The organism is Pseudomonas sp. GL_090 (assembly GCF_057837765.1).
In genome coordinates this window covers 1,743,955-1,759,947 of record NZ_CM174452.1, presented here as the reverse complement: position 1 = coordinate 1,759,947, position 15,993 = coordinate 1,743,955, and the positions used below count along the sequence as shown (strand labels likewise).

The 15,993-nt window shown below is 60.5% G+C and carries 14 protein-coding genes; all 14 read right to left on the bottom strand.

Features of this window, described 5'->3' with window-relative positions; all coding sequences use genetic code 11:
• Nucleotides 1–88: 88 nt before the first annotated feature.
• A complete protein-coding gene (locus AC3ITA_RS07735) occupies nt 89–1,015 on the bottom strand; it encodes a ketoacyl-ACP synthase III (RefSeq protein ID WP_095946224.1) in 927 nt (308 codons plus the stop codon).
• 226 nt (nt 1,016–1,241) lie between these two features.
• Nucleotides 1,242–2,294: a pseudaminic acid synthase gene (gene pseI / locus AC3ITA_RS07730; RefSeq protein WP_489279925.1), complete on the bottom strand. Its 1,053-nt coding sequence runs from the start codon at nt 2,292–2,294 to the stop codon at nt 1,242–1,244.
• On the bottom strand, nt 2,287–3,792 hold the full coding sequence (pseG, locus tag AC3ITA_RS07725) for a UDP-2,4-diacetamido-2,4,6-trideoxy-beta-L-altropyranose hydrolase (protein ID WP_489279923.1): 1,506 nt from the start codon (nt 3,790–3,792) through the stop codon (nt 2,287–2,289). The genes pseI and pseG overlap by 8 nt, the downstream gene beginning before the upstream one ends.
• Nucleotides 3,789–4,484 carry a pseudaminic acid cytidylyltransferase gene (gene pseF, locus AC3ITA_RS07720; protein ID WP_095946227.1) on the bottom strand — a complete coding sequence of 232 codons (696 nt, stop codon included), beginning with the start codon at nt 4,482–4,484 and terminating at the stop codon, nt 3,789–3,791. Before pseF ends, pseG begins: the two co-directional genes overlap by 4 nt.
• Nucleotides 4,485–4,490: 6 nt before the next feature.
• Nucleotides 4,491–5,654: a UDP-4-amino-4,6-dideoxy-N-acetyl-beta-L-altrosamine transaminase gene (gene pseC, locus AC3ITA_RS07715; RefSeq protein WP_414929289.1), complete on the bottom strand. Its 1,164-nt coding sequence runs from the start codon at nt 5,652–5,654 to the stop codon at nt 4,491–4,493.
• Nucleotides 5,651–6,652 (bottom strand): UDP-N-acetylglucosamine 4,6-dehydratase (inverting), encoded by a 1,002-nt coding sequence (gene pseB, locus AC3ITA_RS07710; protein ID WP_095946229.1) that lies wholly within the window; start codon nt 6,650–6,652, stop codon nt 5,651–5,653. Before pseB ends, pseC begins: the two co-directional genes overlap by 4 nt.
• 30 nt (nt 6,653–6,682) lie before the next feature.
• Nucleotides 6,683–9,619 (bottom strand): glycosyltransferase family 2 protein, encoded by a 2,937-nt coding sequence (locus AC3ITA_RS07705; protein ID WP_489279921.1) that lies wholly within the window; start codon nt 9,617–9,619, stop codon nt 6,683–6,685.
• A 51-nt stretch (nt 9,620–9,670) separates the two neighbouring features.
• The gene (locus AC3ITA_RS07700; RefSeq protein ID WP_489279920.1) at nt 9,671–10,408 is read right to left on the bottom strand and encodes a cephalosporin hydroxylase family protein; all 738 of its coding nucleotides are present in this window, start codon (nt 10,406–10,408) and stop codon (nt 9,671–9,673) included.
• A gap of 17 nt (nt 10,409–10,425) precedes the next feature.
• Nucleotides 10,426–11,496 (bottom strand): class I SAM-dependent methyltransferase, encoded by a 1,071-nt coding sequence (locus tag AC3ITA_RS07695; RefSeq protein ID WP_150673921.1) that lies wholly within the window; start codon nt 11,494–11,496, stop codon nt 10,426–10,428.
• The gene (locus AC3ITA_RS07690) at nt 11,493–12,344 is read right to left on the bottom strand and encodes an NAD-dependent epimerase/dehydratase family protein (protein WP_150673922.1); all 852 of its coding nucleotides are present in this window, start codon (nt 12,342–12,344) and stop codon (nt 11,493–11,495) included. Before AC3ITA_RS07690 ends, AC3ITA_RS07695 begins: the two co-directional genes overlap by 4 nt.
• Nucleotides 12,341–13,567 carry a class I SAM-dependent methyltransferase gene (locus AC3ITA_RS07685; RefSeq protein WP_150673923.1) on the bottom strand — a complete coding sequence of 409 codons (1,227 nt, stop codon included), beginning with the start codon at nt 13,565–13,567 and terminating at the stop codon, nt 12,341–12,343. Before AC3ITA_RS07685 ends, AC3ITA_RS07690 begins: the two co-directional genes overlap by 4 nt.
• On the bottom strand, nt 13,564–14,124 hold the full coding sequence (locus tag AC3ITA_RS07680; protein WP_095946235.1) for a dTDP-4-dehydrorhamnose 3,5-epimerase family protein: 561 nt from the start codon (nt 14,122–14,124) through the stop codon (nt 13,564–13,566). Before AC3ITA_RS07680 ends, AC3ITA_RS07685 begins: the two co-directional genes overlap by 4 nt.
• Nucleotides 14,121–15,203 (bottom strand): CDP-glucose 4,6-dehydratase, encoded by a 1,083-nt coding sequence (rfbG, locus tag AC3ITA_RS07675; RefSeq protein ID WP_095946236.1) that lies wholly within the window; start codon nt 15,201–15,203, stop codon nt 14,121–14,123. The genes AC3ITA_RS07680 and rfbG overlap by 4 nt, the downstream gene beginning before the upstream one ends.
• A complete protein-coding gene (gene rfbF / locus AC3ITA_RS07670; protein WP_008052842.1) occupies nt 15,185–15,958 on the bottom strand; it encodes a glucose-1-phosphate cytidylyltransferase in 774 nt (257 codons plus the stop codon). Before rfbF ends, rfbG begins: the two co-directional genes overlap by 19 nt.
• Between the last annotated feature and the right edge of the window lie 35 nt (nt 15,959–15,993).

Genomic DNA, 15,993 nt, shown 5'->3' with positions numbered 1-15,993 from the left:
GCCTCGTGAAAATTCGGGCAAAAAAATAGCGCTCAAGGTTACACCTTGAGCGCTATTTTGTGCCGCGATTTACCGATAAGGAGCTTGCTCAGGGACGGTAGATGATCGCCGAACCCCAGGACAAACCTACGCCAAAACCGCTGATCGCGATGCGCTTCCAGTCAGAATCGAGCACGTGTTTTTCCAGCAGCAGCGGAACACTCGACGACACGGTATTACCCGTCTCGACCATGTCCTTGATGAACTTCTCCGGCTCGCCTTCGAAGCGCCGCGCCACGGCATCGACTATCGCCGCACTGCCCTGGTGAATGCAGAACGCATCGATGTCATCGGCCTTGAGGCCTGAGTCGTTGAGCAATTCGTGCAAGTGTGCCGGTACTTTGAGCAGCGCGAAGTTGAACACCTGACGGCCGTTCATGAAGAACACGCCATCGGTGACTTTCAGGTGCGGCGCTCCAGAACCGTCGGTGCCGAACTTGGCCTTGCCCAGCGCCCAGGACGGATCTTCGCCCATCCAGGTCGCGGTAGCGGCATCGCCGAAGAGCATGGTGGTGTTGCGATCTTCCGGGTCGACGATCTTCGAATAGGGGTCAGCGGTAATCAGCAGGCCGTTTTTCAGGCCAGCGGCTTCCATGAAGCCCTTGATCGCGTAGATGCCGTAAACGTAACCGGAGCAGCCCAGGGAAATATCGAACGCAGCGACATTGGTCGGCAGACCGAGTTTGTCCTGCACGATCGCCGCGGTGTGCGGCAGGCCTTCTTCGTCACCGTTCTGGGTGACGACGATCAGTGCGTCGATCGATTCACGCTTCAGCTCAGGGTTGTTGGCAAACAGCGCATTGGCCGCTTCCACGCACAGATCGGAGGTTTCCTGTTCAGCATCTTTGCGCGGCAGGAATGCCGAACCGATCTTGCCGAGGATGAATTCTTCATCCTTCTCGAATTTTGCACCTTGTGCGTAATTGTCCACGCCGGCTACAGGAACGTAGCTCGCAATGCTTTTTATGCCAATCATTACGGCTTCCCAATAAAAAACAGCCCAAGACCACCGCTCGCAAGGATTCGAGGGGCGCCGACAAACAGAAAACGGCCGCCACAACGGACAGCCATGGGGAGCGCAAAGGGCTATCACTGGATCCAATAAAGGACCAGGCGCCATCTCCCCGATCAATACAATACAGTGAAGATGCGCGTTATGACTCGCAGGTCACGCTATTTTGCCGAATCGGTTGCATATCGGGTCATTCAACCAATGACCAGTCCAGCGGCGTGCCGCGCTTGATCGGGGCCCGAGCGCGGCGCCCGAGCAGCGCGTCGGTATGCTTGGGCGGCAAACCGAGACCCGGACGAATGGCGCGCAGATTGTCCTCGGTAAACAGCTCACCGGCGGCCATGTCAGCGGTGACGTACAACGAACGGCGAAACACCAGCGACTTGCGCTCGGCCTCGGTGGGGCCGTATTGCACCTGCCCCATGGCCTGCCAGGCGCGTTCGGTCTCGAGCACCAGACTGGCCATTTCCTCAGGTTCCAGCGAGAAACCGGCATCCACCCCGCCGGCCGCGCGGTCGAGGGTGAAGTGTTTTTCCACCACGGTCGCGCCGAGCGCCACAGCGGCGACGGACACGCCAACGCCCATGGAGTGGTCGGACAGTCCCACTTCACAACCGAACAATTCGCGCAGATGCGGGATCGTGCGCACGTTGCTGTTGAGTGGGGTCGCCGGATAAGTACTGGTGCATTTGAGCAGCACCAGATCCTTGCAACCGGCCTCGCGGGCCGCGCGCACGGTTTCATCAAGCTCGGCGATGCTGGCCATGCCGGTGGAGATGATCAGCGGTTTGCCGGTGGAGGCCACACGGCGGATCAACGGCAAATCCGTATTTTCGAAACTGGCGATCTTGTAGGCCGGCACATCGAGGCTTTCGAGGAAATCCACCGCCGTGTCATCGAACGGCGTCGAGAAGGCCAGCATCCCCAGCTCTTTGGCCCGGGCGAAAATCGGCGCATGCCATTCCCACGGCGTATAGGCCTTTTCATACAAATCGTAGAGCGAGCTGCCCGCCCACAGACTGCCCGGATCCTTGATGAAGAACTCACCTTCAGCAATATCCAGAGTCATGGTCTCGGCTGTATAGGTTTGCAGTTTCAAGGCATGCGCGCCGGCCCTGGCCGCCGCTTCGACGATTTGCAGGGCAACGTCCAGCGACTGGTTATGGTTGCCGCTCATCTCGGCAATGATGAACGGCGGCGCGTCGGCACCGATCAGGCGGTTGCCGATCTTGAAACTAGGCATGCGGATGTTCCTTCAAAACACGGGTGAACGCGCAGGCACCTTGAGTGAACCCGGCGTCTCGAAAAACATTCAATGAGGGGTGATTGGCGGGCAGCACCTGGGCCGTAATGGTCGTCAGTTGCGGCCAGTATTCACTGACGAACGACTCGCCGCGCGCCAGCAACGCCCTGCCCCAGCCAAGCCCGAAACGCCCCTCAAGCAGATAAATCGACACTTCGGCTTCGAGCCCGCGCAGGTCATAACGCAAGACCCCCACCGGACCGTCATCGGCCTCGGCAATCAACAGCAGACGCTGCGGGTTGCGCAAACTTGCGTTCAACCAGTTCAGGTGTTGCGCCCAGTCGATCAAGCCTTGATCCTTCGACCAGCGCCGCACGGCCTTGGCATTGCGCCCCTCGAACAACAGCTGAGCATCTTGCGTAGTCGCCACGCGCAGGTTGAGCATGGCACCGGCCAGCGCTACCGCGACGCGAAGCGCCCCGCCACCATCGACCAACCGCCGCGAACGATCGGCGAGGCTCTGACGCAAATAAAAATTCTCGGCGACAAAGCCGATGGCCTGGCGCAATTGCTCGACGCTGACCTGCTCGCGAGCGCCCATGAACACATGCGCTCCCGCTGCCGCCATCACTTCGCCGTTGGCCTGCTGGTTGTTCGACACGGCGATACAAATCGTCGGCAGGCCCATGGCCGCGCGCTCCCAACTGGTACCGCCACCCGCGCCGATAAACAGATCGGCCGCGCTCATGCGCTGATAAAAATCGCTGACAAAACTGTGCAGATGCCAGTTCGGCCGAGTCTCGGCCAGTGCCTGCATCTGCGCCCATGCCGGGTTATCGGCACCGGCGACAAAGTCCACCTCCAGCGCTGCAAAATCGGCCAGCGCCAACATGGCGTGATGGGTCTGCATTGCCGCGTCGAAACCACCGAAGTTCACCAGCACCCGCTGCGCCCTGGGTTTGATCGCGATGGCCGGGCAACTGAACTCTTCACGCAACATGGCGTAGCGCGGGCCGAGCAGCGTGCGGCAACCTTCAGGCAGCAGTGGTGGGTAATTCTCGGTCAGGCCCGACAAGTTCTGATTGAGCAGCAGATCGACGCTGTAGCGCCGGGTCCCCAGATCATCCACCGCGGCAATCCGTGGTGCCCAGCGCCGGGCCGCCGTTTGCCAGTGATGATCGAGGCCATAGTGGTCGACGATGATCCAGTCGAACCCCGCGTGCTCCTCAAGCAATTGGGCTAGCGCTGCGATGTCGGCCTGCCAAGGCAGCATCGCTTCGATAGTCTGCTGTGGGTCTTCATCGACATAGCGCTCGGGCAGCGCGAACGTCTCAAAACCTTCGGCCTGCAAGGCGTCGAGCCGATGTCCCGGCAAGCGCCGACAGGCAAACGCCACATGACTGCCCTGCTTGCGCAACACCCGCGCCAACGTAAGGCAACGAGCGATGTGGCCGCTGCCGATGGTCGGCGAGGCGTCGGCACGAATCAGCACTCTCATGAAAGTTCTCCGCCCGCCTTGAGTGCGGCGTACAGATACTCGGCGCGCGTCCAGTCTTCTGGCGTGTCGATATCCTGTACCAGATGCCGCGGCACGATCACCGGCAGACTGGCCGGTGAGAACAGCACCTCGCCGCGCAACCAGGCCTCGCTGCGCCCCCAGTAGAACTGACCGGCATCCTGAAATGCTTCAGGCAGATCCTGCGAGCGGGTATTACGAAATTCCGGGTACAACGCCGTCAGCGCGCCCTGCCCGTCGAGGGTCAGCGCACGCTGGACCGGGAAACCGAAACTGCTGACGGAGAAGGCAAAGGATTTGTCCGCACGCTGCTCCAGCAAATCAAAACCCTGACGCAAATACCGCGCCTGCAACAGCGGCGCGGTGGCGTACACGCAACAGGCGTAATCGAAGCCCGGCAACTGCTGCAAGGCGTGGACGATCACAGCAGCGGTACCGGTGAAATCGTCGGCAAGTTCAGCCGGCCGCAGGAACGGCACATCGGCGCCATGCGCTCGTGCGACCCGAGCAATCTCTTCGTCGTCGGTGCTGACCACCACGCGCTCGAACAATCCCGACTCCAGCGCAGTGCGAATCGAACGGACGATTATCGGTACGCCGTCGAACGGCTTCAGGTTCTTGCGCGCAATGCGCTTGCTGCCACCACGGGCGGGGATGATCGCAACGCAGCTCACCTTGTCCTACTCCTCAAGAACCAAGCGTCGCAATTGCTCGACCACGTAGTCCTGTTGCTGATCGGTCAGCAGTGGAAACAGCGGCAGGCTGATCGCTTCTGCGTAATAACGTTCGGCCTCGGGAAAGTCTCCCTCGGCAAAACCCAGGTCCTGATAGTAAGGCTGCAAGTGCACCGGAATATAGTGCAGATTCACCCCGACCCCGGCCGCGCGCAAGCCTTCGAACACCTGACGATGGCTGAGGTTGATGCGCTCGCTCTGCAAACGCACCACGTACAAATGCCAGGCGGATTCGGCTTCGGACTGTGCGCTCGGCAATGTCACAGGCAGACAAGCCAGCAAGCGCGCATAGCGTGCCGCCAGCTCACGTCGACGGGCGACAAACTCATCCAGCTTGCCAAGCTGCGACAGCCCGAGCGCGGCTTGCAAATCGGTGATCCGGTAATTGAAGCCCAACTCCACCTGCTGGTAATACCAGGGGCCGTGGCTGGGCTCGCTCATCTGTTGCGGATCGCGGGTCATGCCGTGGCTGCGCAAGCGCTGCAAGCGCTCGGCCAGCTCCGCGCGATTGGTCAGCACCATGCCGCCCTCGGCACTGGTGATGATCTTCACCGGATGAAAACTGAACACGGTCATCGCCGCGAATTCACCACAGCCCACAGGACGACCGGCATATGAGGCGCCGACCGCATGCGAAGCATCTTCGATGACGGTGAAGTCGTAGCGCTCGGCCAGTTCGCCGATCCGGCGCATGTCACAGCTTTGCCCGGAGAACGCCACCGCCACTAAAACCTTCGGTAACGTACCGTCGCGCTCGGCCCGTTCCAGCTTCGCGGCCAGCGCGAACGCATCGAGGTTCCAGGTCAGCGGATCGATATCGACAAAATCAACCTCGGCGCCGCAATAACGACCGCAGTTGGCCGAGGCCAGAAAAGTGTTCGGCGTCGTCCACAAGCGATCACCCACGCCGAGACCGGCCGCCAGACAGGCAATGTGCAGCGCCGCCGTGGCGTTGCACACCGCTACCGCGTAATCCGCCTGGCAACGTTCGGCCATCGCCCGTTCGAAACGCTCGATGGTCGGCCCTTGGGTCAGCCAGTCGGATTTCAGCACGTCGACCACGGCTTCGATATCGGCCTGATCGAGATTCTGCCGACCGTAAGGGATCATTTCGACAGCTTCGCGTGCAGTGCGGCGATCTGCCCGACCGAGAGGAAGTGCGGGTTGGTGTCGGACCGGTATTCGAACTCTTCACCCACCGGCTGACCGCGCTCGCCCAGTTTGTCGACAGCGAAATCGACATCGACGCTGGTGAAGCGGATCGACGGCTGGATGGTGTAGTGATCGGCAAACTCCAGGGTCATCCGCGCATCGTCCAGCGGCACCATCAGCTCGTGCAGTTTCTCGCCCGGACGAATCCCGACGTGCTTGTGCGGCAGGTGCTCGGCCATGCCGCGCGCCAAGTCGACGATGCGGATCGACGGGATCTTCGGCACGAATACTTCACCACCGTGCATGCGTGCAAAGCTGTCGAGAACAAACTGCACACCATGGTCGAGGGTGATCCAGAAGCGTGTCATGCGCTCATCGGTGATCGGTAATTCTTCGGCACCATCGGCAATCAATTTGCTGAAGAACGGCACCACCGACCCCCGCGAACCGGCCACGTTGCCATAGCGCACCACGGCAAAACGGGTCTGCTGTTCGCCGGCAATGTTGTTGGCAGCCACGAACAGTTTGTCCGACAGCAGCTTGGTTGCGCCGTACAGGTTGATCGGGCTGGCCGCCTTGTCGGTCGACAGCGCCACAACTTTCTTAACGCCATTGTCGATGGCGGCGGCAATGATGTTTTCCGCGCCATTGACGTTGGTGCGAATGCACTCGGTCGGGTTGTATTCCGCCGCCGGCACTTGCTTCAGCGCGGCCGCGTGCACCACGTAATCGATGCCGCGCATCGCCTGACGCAAACGGTCGGCATCGCGTACGTCACCGAGGAAGTAACGCATGCACGGCGCGTTGAACGTCTGCTGCATTTCGTATTGCTTGAGTTCATCGCGCGAGAACACCACCACGCGCTTGGGCTGGTATTGCTCCAGCAAGCGACGAATGAAGTTGCGACCGAACGAGCCGGTGCCGCCGGAGATGAAAATCGATTGACCGTTGAACATGTCTTGAGTCCTGTTTCCTGATCGTCAGGCTTAGGCGAGCAACTGCGCCCAGTCGATACTGGAGGCCTGGCCGAGGGTGAAGCCCTTGCCGGTCAGGGAAAGGTTCTGGTTGTAGGCAACGTCTTGGGCAAAGTGCGCTTGCCACTTGTCTTGCAGCGCGGCAATGGCCTGCGCATCGTTCGCCAACGTGCCGGTGTGGACGATCTGCACCTGCGGCGTCCATACGGTCAACAGCCCCGCATCCGCGGCTTTCAGGCACAGGTCGACATCGGCGAACGCCTCATCGAAATGCTCCTGATCCAGTCCACCCAAGGCCTCGAAAATCTCCTTGCGCAGCATCAGGCATACGCGGGAGACCGCCGAACAATTCTGCTCGACCAGCAACCGGTGCATGTAACCCGTTGCGTCCTTTTTCTCGCCGAGGAACGGTGAAGCCAAACCATCACCAAGGCCCAGGATGAATCCGGCGCCAGTGACAGAGCCTTCGCGATCCACCAGTTTGGCGCCGACCACGCCGACTTCCGGGCGCTGTGCCTGGTTCAGCAGGGCTTCGATCCAATTGGCGTTGAGCACTTCGGCGTCCGCTGCCAGGAGCACCAGATATTCGCCTTGAGCCTGAGCGGCAGCTTGATTGACCAATGCCGAAGCGCTCAGGCGCTGCTCATTCCTGATCAGACGAATACGCCCACGCCCGTTTTGCTCGAGGCTTTCCAGCCAGGCCAAAAGCTCACTCGACTGGCTGTGGTTGTCGGCAATGATGATCTCGTTGTTCTGATAACGCGTGCGTTGCAACACACTCACCAGGCAACGCTGCAGGTGTTCCTGATTGTCATCGCTGCAGACGATGATCGACACTTTCGGTCGCTCGGCGTGGCGGTAATCGACGCGCAAGCCACCGAATGCCTCGGCACTCACTTGCGCCTGATAACCGCGGGTTGCCAGATGCCGCGCGAGGGCCTGACGTTGATGCTCGCTCGGCGCCGGCGCCACGGCCGGGGTGATCAGCAACGGCTCGGCCAGATGCGCCAGACCGGCCAGGCCTCCGGCTTCGATCAGGCGCAACAGCAGGTCGAATTCCAGCGCATCGCTGTACTCGCGGGCAAAGCCTCCGGCCTCGACCATGAATTCGCGGCGAATCAGCCAATGCCGGGCCGTCAGCGACGGCATGCTTTGCAGCAGATCGAGGTTGAAGGCCGAGCGGAACATTTCAGTCAACTGACCATCAGGACGACGATGGATCTCATCCATGGCCACTGCACGGCAACCTTCGGCGTTCTGCAGTTCAAGGCTGGCACGCAGGAAACCGCTGCGGGTGAACTCGTCACCGGCCTCGGCCAGCAGCAGCCAATCGGCATTCGAGCGCCGGGCGATCTGGTTCAGCTTGTCGACGTAGTTAGCGGTGCTGACTTTGACGAAATGCACGGTGCTCTGTTCGGTCGTGACAGCCGGCAGGTCCCCTGTCGTGAAGACCACCACCTTGAACGCGCGGAAAGCGCTTTCCATCAGGCTGTCGAAGGTGACCTGAAGCTTGTCCATATCAGCTTCAAGATCCAGTAACAGAATGCCGAACCGCGGCCCGCCCTCGACAGTCGCCAGCTGTTGATTGATCTTGCGGATGGCGGTCTCGTTCGGCTGACGTGCCTGCAACCAGTTCATCAATTGGCCGGAACGCGTGCTGTCGAGCAGTTGACGGCTATCGTAGGTCGGCACGCTGTCCAGCCGCGCCATCCAGTCTGCGAGTACCTGCGCATCACCGTTCTGGCCCATGTCCAGCAACTGCCGATGCATTTTCTGCACGACGCGACGGTTGAACGGCCCCAACTGCACGGCTTCCAGCAAGCGGTTCTGGATAGTCTCGGTCGTGTCATTGGAATAAGTGCCCAGCAGCGTGTGCTGCTTGAGCAATGCACCTTCCATTTCTTCAAGTTGCAAGCGCCCCGCAGGCATCGCATGCAGGAGGAATTCAAACTCGGTCAACCGATCGAAAAACGCCTGATTGTAGAACGGCATTTCGACGTATTGCCTGGGTCCGAATACTCGTTTCGGCCCGGTAGTCGGGTCTTTCCACCAGGACTCGAAGATCGGTTCGATCGTCAGTGCATTGCGTGTGGCGAGGCTGTTCGCCAGCGCCTGGAAACTCTGCAGGGCAAAGGCTGCGGTTTGCTCCGCGTTCGGCTCATCGATGTCGGTTGGCAACGTGGCGAGGAAACCGGCAAAGCGCTCACGCTCGGCGACGGAACGGGCATCCTTGAAACTGAGGACGTGAATGATCTCGGTGTTGTGATCCGAGCGGCCATAGTTGACCTCCCGCACCACATACGGAATCGGCAGAATCCGCGCCTTGGCCCGCGCCAGCATGTAATACACATGGCCGATTTCCTGCCACTCGAAAATCGTGCCTTGCGGCATCGCCGCATACCAGTCCTGCAACAATGCGGTGCGATGCACTGCATAGAACGGCGGTATGTACTGCCCCATGTAGTCGAGAATACGATCCTGCGCACGCTCGGCGTTGTAGTCCTCTTGCACCTTCTTGTCACGGCGATAGTACTGCACGAAGTTGGCGTGCGTGAGGTACATCAGGCAATAGCCATGGCACATGCCGTAATCGGGGTTGGCTTCCAGAAAATTGACTGAGTCGGTCAATGCACCGTGCAGCATGAAGTCGTCGTCAGCGGCCAGCACCATGTAGGGCGTAGTAACCTGGCTGACCCCATAGGCCAGCTTTTGCTGAAACCCCAGATAGGTGTAATCAGGTAAATGGCGATAATCGACCGAAGGAAAATCGCCTGCGATGCTGTCATCGCCCTGCACCGATGAATCCAGCACCATCACCTTGGCGGAGTAACTGCTGTAGTACTGCAACGCGCGTCGCAGGAACGCCTTGCGGTTGTGGGTGATCAGCACCACCGTGAACAGCTCGTTCAGCGGTGTCACGTTGGTTTGCGTACTGCTTTGAACCTGCATTTTCCTATCCCCGCAACCGGCCAGTCGCCTGACGCCTGAAACTGTTTTTGATTAACGAACGCGACGCAGATAGCCGTCCGGCGCCACGGTGATCAGCAGCTTGTTTTGCAACTGCTGGTCGATCTCGAAATCCTTGTTCTCTTCCAGGTATTTCCATACCGCGGTTTTCGGGTTGTCGCCCGGGCCCCATGGGCGATCCGGGAAAAAGTCGGCCGGCATGTCTTCCACCACGGTGTCCATCACCACGCAGTAGCTGTCGACCGAAACCAGCGACGCGTACAGGCGCAACTCTTCGAGTACGTGGTCGTGGGTGTGATTGGAGTCGAGGACCAGAATGACTTTTTTGCCTTTGGCCGCAGCGTGAACTTGAGCCGCGATGGCCGGGTCGATGCTGGAACCTTCGATCATCTTGATGCGCCTGGCCATCGGATGGCTTTCGATCGCCTCGCGGTTGTGCGGGCGAATGTCGAGGTCGATGCCCAGTACTTCACCGTGGCCTTGCAGCTCCAGCAACGAGGCGTAGTAGATGATCGAACCACCGTGGGCGATGCCGCACTCGATGACCAGGTCCGGTTTGACCTGCCAGATGATCTCCTGCATCGCCATCATGTCTTGTGGCAACTGGATGATCGGACGGCCCATCCACGAGAAGTGGTAGCTGTACTTGTGCCTGGCCGATTCGTTGAAGAAATCTCGGGCCAGGCCAGTGAGTTTCTGGTCGTCGCCCTGCTGGGCAATCTGTTCCCGGCACTCGGCTTCGAAGGCTTTATTGATGCTGTTGTCGGTCATTGTCAAAATCTCAAGGGTCACTGGAACGAAGCGCTGTCAACGGCGTGATAGACGTAGCGTCCACCGGTCATCCGCTTGATTTCTTCGAGGTAATTGGAGTTCATCACAAACAGGTTGGCGCCTTCGGGCAACGCGTCCAGGGCCTCTTGCGGCGAAGACACGCGGGCACCGCTCAGCGGCAGATAACGTCCCTGCTTGGCCGGGTTGATATCCACCACTCGATCAACCGCCACACCCGCGCGTTGCAGGAACAGCGAATAGATCACGCCTTTGGACGAGGCGCCCCAGATCGCCGAACCCTGCTCGGGCGCGGCTTGAACGATCCGCACCGCGCGGTCGAGGCTGGCGGTGAAATTCTGCGGCAGCGTCAGGCGCGGCACCGGTTGCTCCGGGATCAGGCGCAACGTGGAAAGATCGGCGACGATGTACAGGTATTGGCCACCGAACAGGTGACCAGCCTCGTGCACAGTGCCGAACATCCGGCGCAAGTCATCGAGGCGGAAATAATTGACGTGTTCGTAGAACAGATCGAACCAGGCTTTATGCTCAAGGATCCAGTCGAAGCACGGCACTTCGATGTAGACCTGCCCGCCCTGGTTGGCGTTGGCAATTTCAGCGAGGAAGCTCACCGGATCCTGAATGTGCTCCAGAACATGCCGCAGGACGATGGCGTGCGCAGCCAGACCGAGACCGCGAGTGAACGGCGCTATGATCACGTCGGCGTTATCGCCTTCGTAAGCCGGATCGATGCCCGTGATCGAATAGCCCAGGCCCTTGAGCAGTTCAAGAAAGTAGCCCTTGCCGCAGCCGACTTCGATCAGCTCCTGGCCCTTGAAGTGCCTGGCGATGATGCCTTCGACGTCGCTCAGGTGCTTCTGGAACTGCCCTGAATGTGCCTGCTCGTTTTGATAGTCAGCGTCGTAGCTGAGCTTGTCGGCGTCGAAGGCGGCATTGAAGACCAGGCCGCTACGCTCGTCCTGCACCAGCAGCATGTCGGCACTGGCAGAGGCTCGCGCCGACCCGGCATCGGCAAAAGTGCGATTCTGCAACACCGGCAGGTCGGTGACCCGATACAACTCGTGCCTCATTGCGGCTCTCCCAATAACTGTTGCAAACGCTCGGTCACGGCCCAGAACGCCATCGGTTCGTGGCTCGGGTATGGGTAGTGGCCAAGGTTCAGATTCAGCGTCGCGCCGCGTTCGCGCAGGCGTTGTTCGACCAGCGTCCGTACCGACACCGGTTGACCACTGGCGCAATTGATAACGCCGTCGAAATCGCGCTGATGCACGATTGCGGCGAGGTGACCGGCCGCGGTTTCAATCGGTAGAAAATCGCGTAGCTGTTCACCGGCGGACATGTCGAACGATTGCTCACCGGCATCGATCGCACTGTCCAGGGCCGCCAGCAGACTGTTGGGGTTCTGTCCCTCGCCGTGCAGATAGAACAGTCGCGCCCACTGCAAGGTGAACGGATGTTCCTGCTGCAGGTTCTGCAAAAACAGGTGCAACGTGTGTTTGGCCAGACCGTACGGATTGCTCGGGCGCGGCTCGGTACTTTCGCTGAGCGGTCCGCCTTGCATGCCGTACTCGAAGCAAGTACCGGTGACCAGAACCTGCTTCACGCCCGCCTCGACCGCGCCTTTGATAAAGCGGTAATCGGCCATCAGGTTATGTTCAAAATGAAACAGCGCCCGATAGTTCGGCAACCCCGGCCAGGCCAGATGCGCCAGCGCGTCGATGCCATCGGTCAGCGCGCTGACATCGAGATCGGCGGCGTGAATATCCGCGCTCACGAACTCGACATCGTTTATCCACGGCATGCCCTGCGCCGTGTCTGCATTGCGCGCCACGGCGCGAACGGCACAGCCGCGCGTCAGCAACGCAGCGACCAGATGCCGACCGACGAAGCCCGTGGCTCCCGTAACCAGAATTCTCACAGTACGCTCAACTCAGGCACGGCGATCACGAAGCGCCCATCCCATTGACGCACTTGCGCCAGTTGCTGACTGACTTCGTGCAGCAGGTTCCAGGGCAGCACCAGCACGTAATCGGGTTTTTCCAGGTCGATTTGCGCCGGCGCCACGATCGGGATGCGACTGCCCGGCAGAAACTTGCCCTGCTTGTGCGGGTTGGCGTCGGCCACCCAGGCGAGCAGGTCGGGTTTGACCCCGGCGTAATTGAGCAGCGTGTTGCCCTTGGCCGCTGCGCCGTAACCGACCACGCGCTTGCCCTCGGCCTTGGCCTGCAACAGGAAGCGCAGCAGTTCATGTTTGATGCGCTCAGCGGCGGGCGCGAGGCTCGTGTAGTACTCGGCGGTTTTCACCCCGGCATCGAGCTCGGCCTGCAACTGCTGCTGCACGCTCGCTTGTACCGCGCGACGTTCGCCGTCCTTGCGCTGCACAAACACCCGCAGCGATCCGCCATGAGTGCTCAATGGGCTGACGTCGAACACTTCCAGGCCATTGCGTTCGCACAGGGTCTGCACGGCAGTCAAAGACAGGTAGGAATAGTGCTCGTGATACAGCGTGTCGAACTGCGCGCCGGCCATCAGCGTCAGTAGTTGCGGGAATTCGAAAGTGGCCACGCCGGTCGGCTTGAGCAGCGTTGCGAAACCACCGAGGAAATCATTGATGTCCGGCACATGCGCGAGCACGTTATTGGCGGCCATCAAGTCGGCGCCCCAGCCTTCGCTGTTCAACTGCGCGGCAGTTTCACGACCGAAGAACAGCTCACGAATTTCCAGGCCTTTCTCCCGCGCGGCTTGCGCAGTGCTGCGAGTGGGCTCGACACCCAGGCAAGGGATGCCGCGACCCGCCACGAATTGCAGCAGATAACCATCGTTGGCAGCGACTTCGACCACGCGGCTGTCGGCAGTCAGGCCGAAACGCTCGACCATTTCGGCGACATAACGCTCGGCATGGGCCAGCCAGGTGCTGGAGAACGAACTGAAATAAGCGTACTCGGCGTCGAACAGGCTGTCGGCGCGGGTGTAATCCTCGGTCTGCACCAGCCAGCATTGCTGGCACACGGCGACCTTCAGCGGTACCCATTGCTCGGCCTGCTCCAGGCGATCGGCATGCACGTAGGCGTTGGACGGTGGCGAGGTGCCAAGGTCGATCAGCGGCAGGCTCAGCGGTGCGGCGCACCCACGGCAGTTCATAGACGCACTCCAGCAAAGTGTTGATCGAGCGCGGGATGGCTGGAATCACGCGCTGACAAATTATTGACAGGCAACGGCCAGGCAATCGCCAGCCGTGGATCGTTCACCGACAGACCGCCCTCATGCTCCGGCGCGTAATCGGCGCTGTGCAGGTAAAGCAATTCGGCGTCTTCAGTCAGTGTCTGGAAACCGTGGGCGAACCCCGCCGGAATCAGCAGACCGCGACCGTCACCCGCCTTCAGATGCTCGGCGTGCCAATGCAAAAAGGTCTCGGATTCGGGGCGCAGGTCTACCGCCACATCCCACACTTCACCGCGCAGGCAGGTGATCAGTTTGGCTTCCGGCGCATTGGCATTCTGATAATGCAGACCGCGCACACTGCCCTTCTCACGGGTGCGGGAATGGTTGATCTGACGTATGTGAAATTCGCTGCCAAACGCACTCAGGCTGCCCTCGCAGAACAGTCGGGCGAAGTGCCCGCGCTGATCTTCGAAGCGCTTGTGCTGGACGCTGAACAGTCCGGCCAGCGGTAGCGCGCGCAAGGAAAACTCGCTCACAGTGCGCCTCGGTACAGGTTCAATTGGCCAAGGGTCACGGCACGCATGTCATCGCCGTTCTGCCATGCCAGATGCCAGTCGAGGGTTTGAGTCAGGCATTGTTGCAAGGTCCAGCGTGGCTGCCAGCCGAGCCGTTGGCGCGCGCGGCTGCTGTCCAGACGTAGCAGACCGGCCTCGTGCAATTCACTCGGCTCGATGCGTAGACCACGGGCTTGTGGCCAGCGATTGGCAAGCATTTCGACGACTTCACCGACGCTGCACATGTCCGCTTCGCCCGGGCCGAAGTTCCACGCACCGGCGTATTCCGGGCCTTGCTCGTAGAGGCCGGCGGCCAATTGCAGATAACCGGCCAGTGGCTCCAGCGCGTGCTGCCACGGGCGCACGGCTTGCGGGTAGCGCAGGGTCACCGGCTCGTCTGCCGTCCAGGCTCTGAGCACGTCGGGAATCAGTCGCTCAGGCGCAAAGTCACCGCCGCCCAAGACATTGCCGGCACGCGCGGTAGCCAGGGCCAGACCGTGCCCGGCGTATTTGTCGGCCGGAAAAAACGACGCGGCATAAGACTGCGCCAACAGTTCACAGCAGGCCTTGCTGCTGCTGTAAGGATCGTGGCCACCCAGGGCTTCGTCTTCGCGGTACGGCCACAGCCATTCCTTGTTTGCGTAGACCTTGTCGGTGGTCACCAGCACGCAGGCACGCACACAGCCGACCTGTCGAATCGCTTCGAGCAAGTTGAGCGTGCCCATGACGTTGCTGGAATAGGTGCCGAGCGGATCGCGATAACCTTCACGCACCAGCGGCTGAGCGGCCAGGTGCAGGACGATCTCAGGCTCGGTTTCGGCGATGATCTCCAGCAAGGCACCGAGATCCCGCAGATCGCCGCGCTGATCGTTGATGCCTTCGTGGACACGCGCCAGTTCGAACAGGCTCGGCCCGGTTGAAGGATCAAGGGCAAAACCGCTGACTTGTGCGCCGAGGCTTTGCAGCCACAGCGTCAGCCAGCTGCCTTTGAAACCGGTATGGCCGGTAACGAGGACGCGCTTGCCACGCCAGAAATCCGCACTCAGGCCCATTGCTTCCATGGGGCCTCCCCGCTCTGCCACAGTGCTTCGAGATGGTTCTTGTCGCGCAGGGTGTCCATCGGTTGCCAGAAACCATTGTGTTCGAAGGCTTTCAACTGTTCTTCCTGGGCCAGGCGCGCCAAGGGTTCGGCTTCCCATGTCGTCCCGTCACCGGCGATATACGACAGCACTTTGGGTGACAGAACGAAAAATCCGCCATTGATCCAGCCACCGTCGCCACGCGGTTTCTCGGTAAACCCGAGCACCTGATCACCGTGACGGTCCAGCGCGCCATAACGACCGGGCGGTTGCACGGCGGTGACGGTTGCCAGACGGCCATGGGCTCGGTGGTAGTCCACCAATTGACGAATGTTCAGATCGGAAACGCCATCGCCGTAGGTGAAGCAGAACGCCTCTTCATCCTTCAGGTATCGACCGGCACGCAGCAGACGGCCACCGGTCATGGTTTCTTCGCCGGTGTCGATCAGGGTGACGCTCCACGGCTCGCTGTAATTCTGGTGCACGTCCATGCGGTTGTTACGCATGTCGAAGGTGACGTCGGAGGTGTGCAGGAAGTAGTTGGCGAAGAAGTCCTTGATCGCGTAACCCTTGTAGCCAAGGCAGATCACGAAATCGTGGATTCCGTGGGCGGAATACTGCTTCATGATGTGCCAGAGAATTGGCTTGCCGCCGATCTCGATCATCGGCTTGGGCTTGAGGTGCGACTCTTCACTGATGCGCGTGCCGAGGCCACCCGCCAAAATAACTGCCTTCATCGTCTCCCCTCTTGTTCTTCACCCGGCTGCGCGCA

Coding starts and splice junctions, on each gene's coding strand:
- AC3ITA_RS07735 (WP_095946224.1), bottom strand. CDS start 1,015: ATGATTGGCATAAAAAGCATTGCGAGCTACGTTCCTGTAGCCGGCGTG.
- pseI (WP_489279925.1), bottom strand. CDS start 2,294: ATGCCTAGTTTCAAGATCGGCAACCGCCTGATCGGTGCCGACGCGCCG.
- pseG (WP_489279923.1), bottom strand. CDS start 3,792: ATGAGAGTGCTGATTCGTGCCGACGCCTCGCCGACCATCGGCAGCGGC.
- pseC (WP_414929289.1), bottom strand. CDS start 5,654: ATGATCCCTTACGGTCGGCAGAATCTCGATCAGGCCGATATCGAAGCC.
- pseB (WP_095946229.1), bottom strand. CDS start 6,652: ATGTTCAACGGTCAATCGATTTTCATCTCCGGCGGCACCGGCTCGTTC.
- AC3ITA_RS07705 (WP_489279921.1), bottom strand. CDS start 9,619: ATGCAGGTTCAAAGCAGTACGCAAACCAACGTGACACCGCTGAACGAG.
- AC3ITA_RS07700 (WP_489279920.1), bottom strand. CDS start 10,408: ATGACCGACAACAGCATCAATAAAGCCTTCGAAGCCGAGTGCCGGGAA.
- AC3ITA_RS07695 (WP_150673921.1), bottom strand. CDS start 11,496: ATGAGGCACGAGTTGTATCGGGTCACCGACCTGCCGGTGTTGCAGAAT.
- AC3ITA_RS07685 (WP_150673923.1), bottom strand. CDS start 13,567: ATGAACTGCCGTGGGTGCGCCGCACCGCTGAGCCTGCCGCTGATCGAC.
- rfbG (WP_095946236.1), bottom strand. CDS start 15,203: ATGGAAGCAATGGGCCTGAGTGCGGATTTCTGGCGTGGCAAGCGCGTC.
- rfbF (WP_008052842.1), bottom strand. CDS start 15,958: ATGAAGGCAGTTATTTTGGCGGGTGGCCTCGGCACGCGCATCAGTGAA.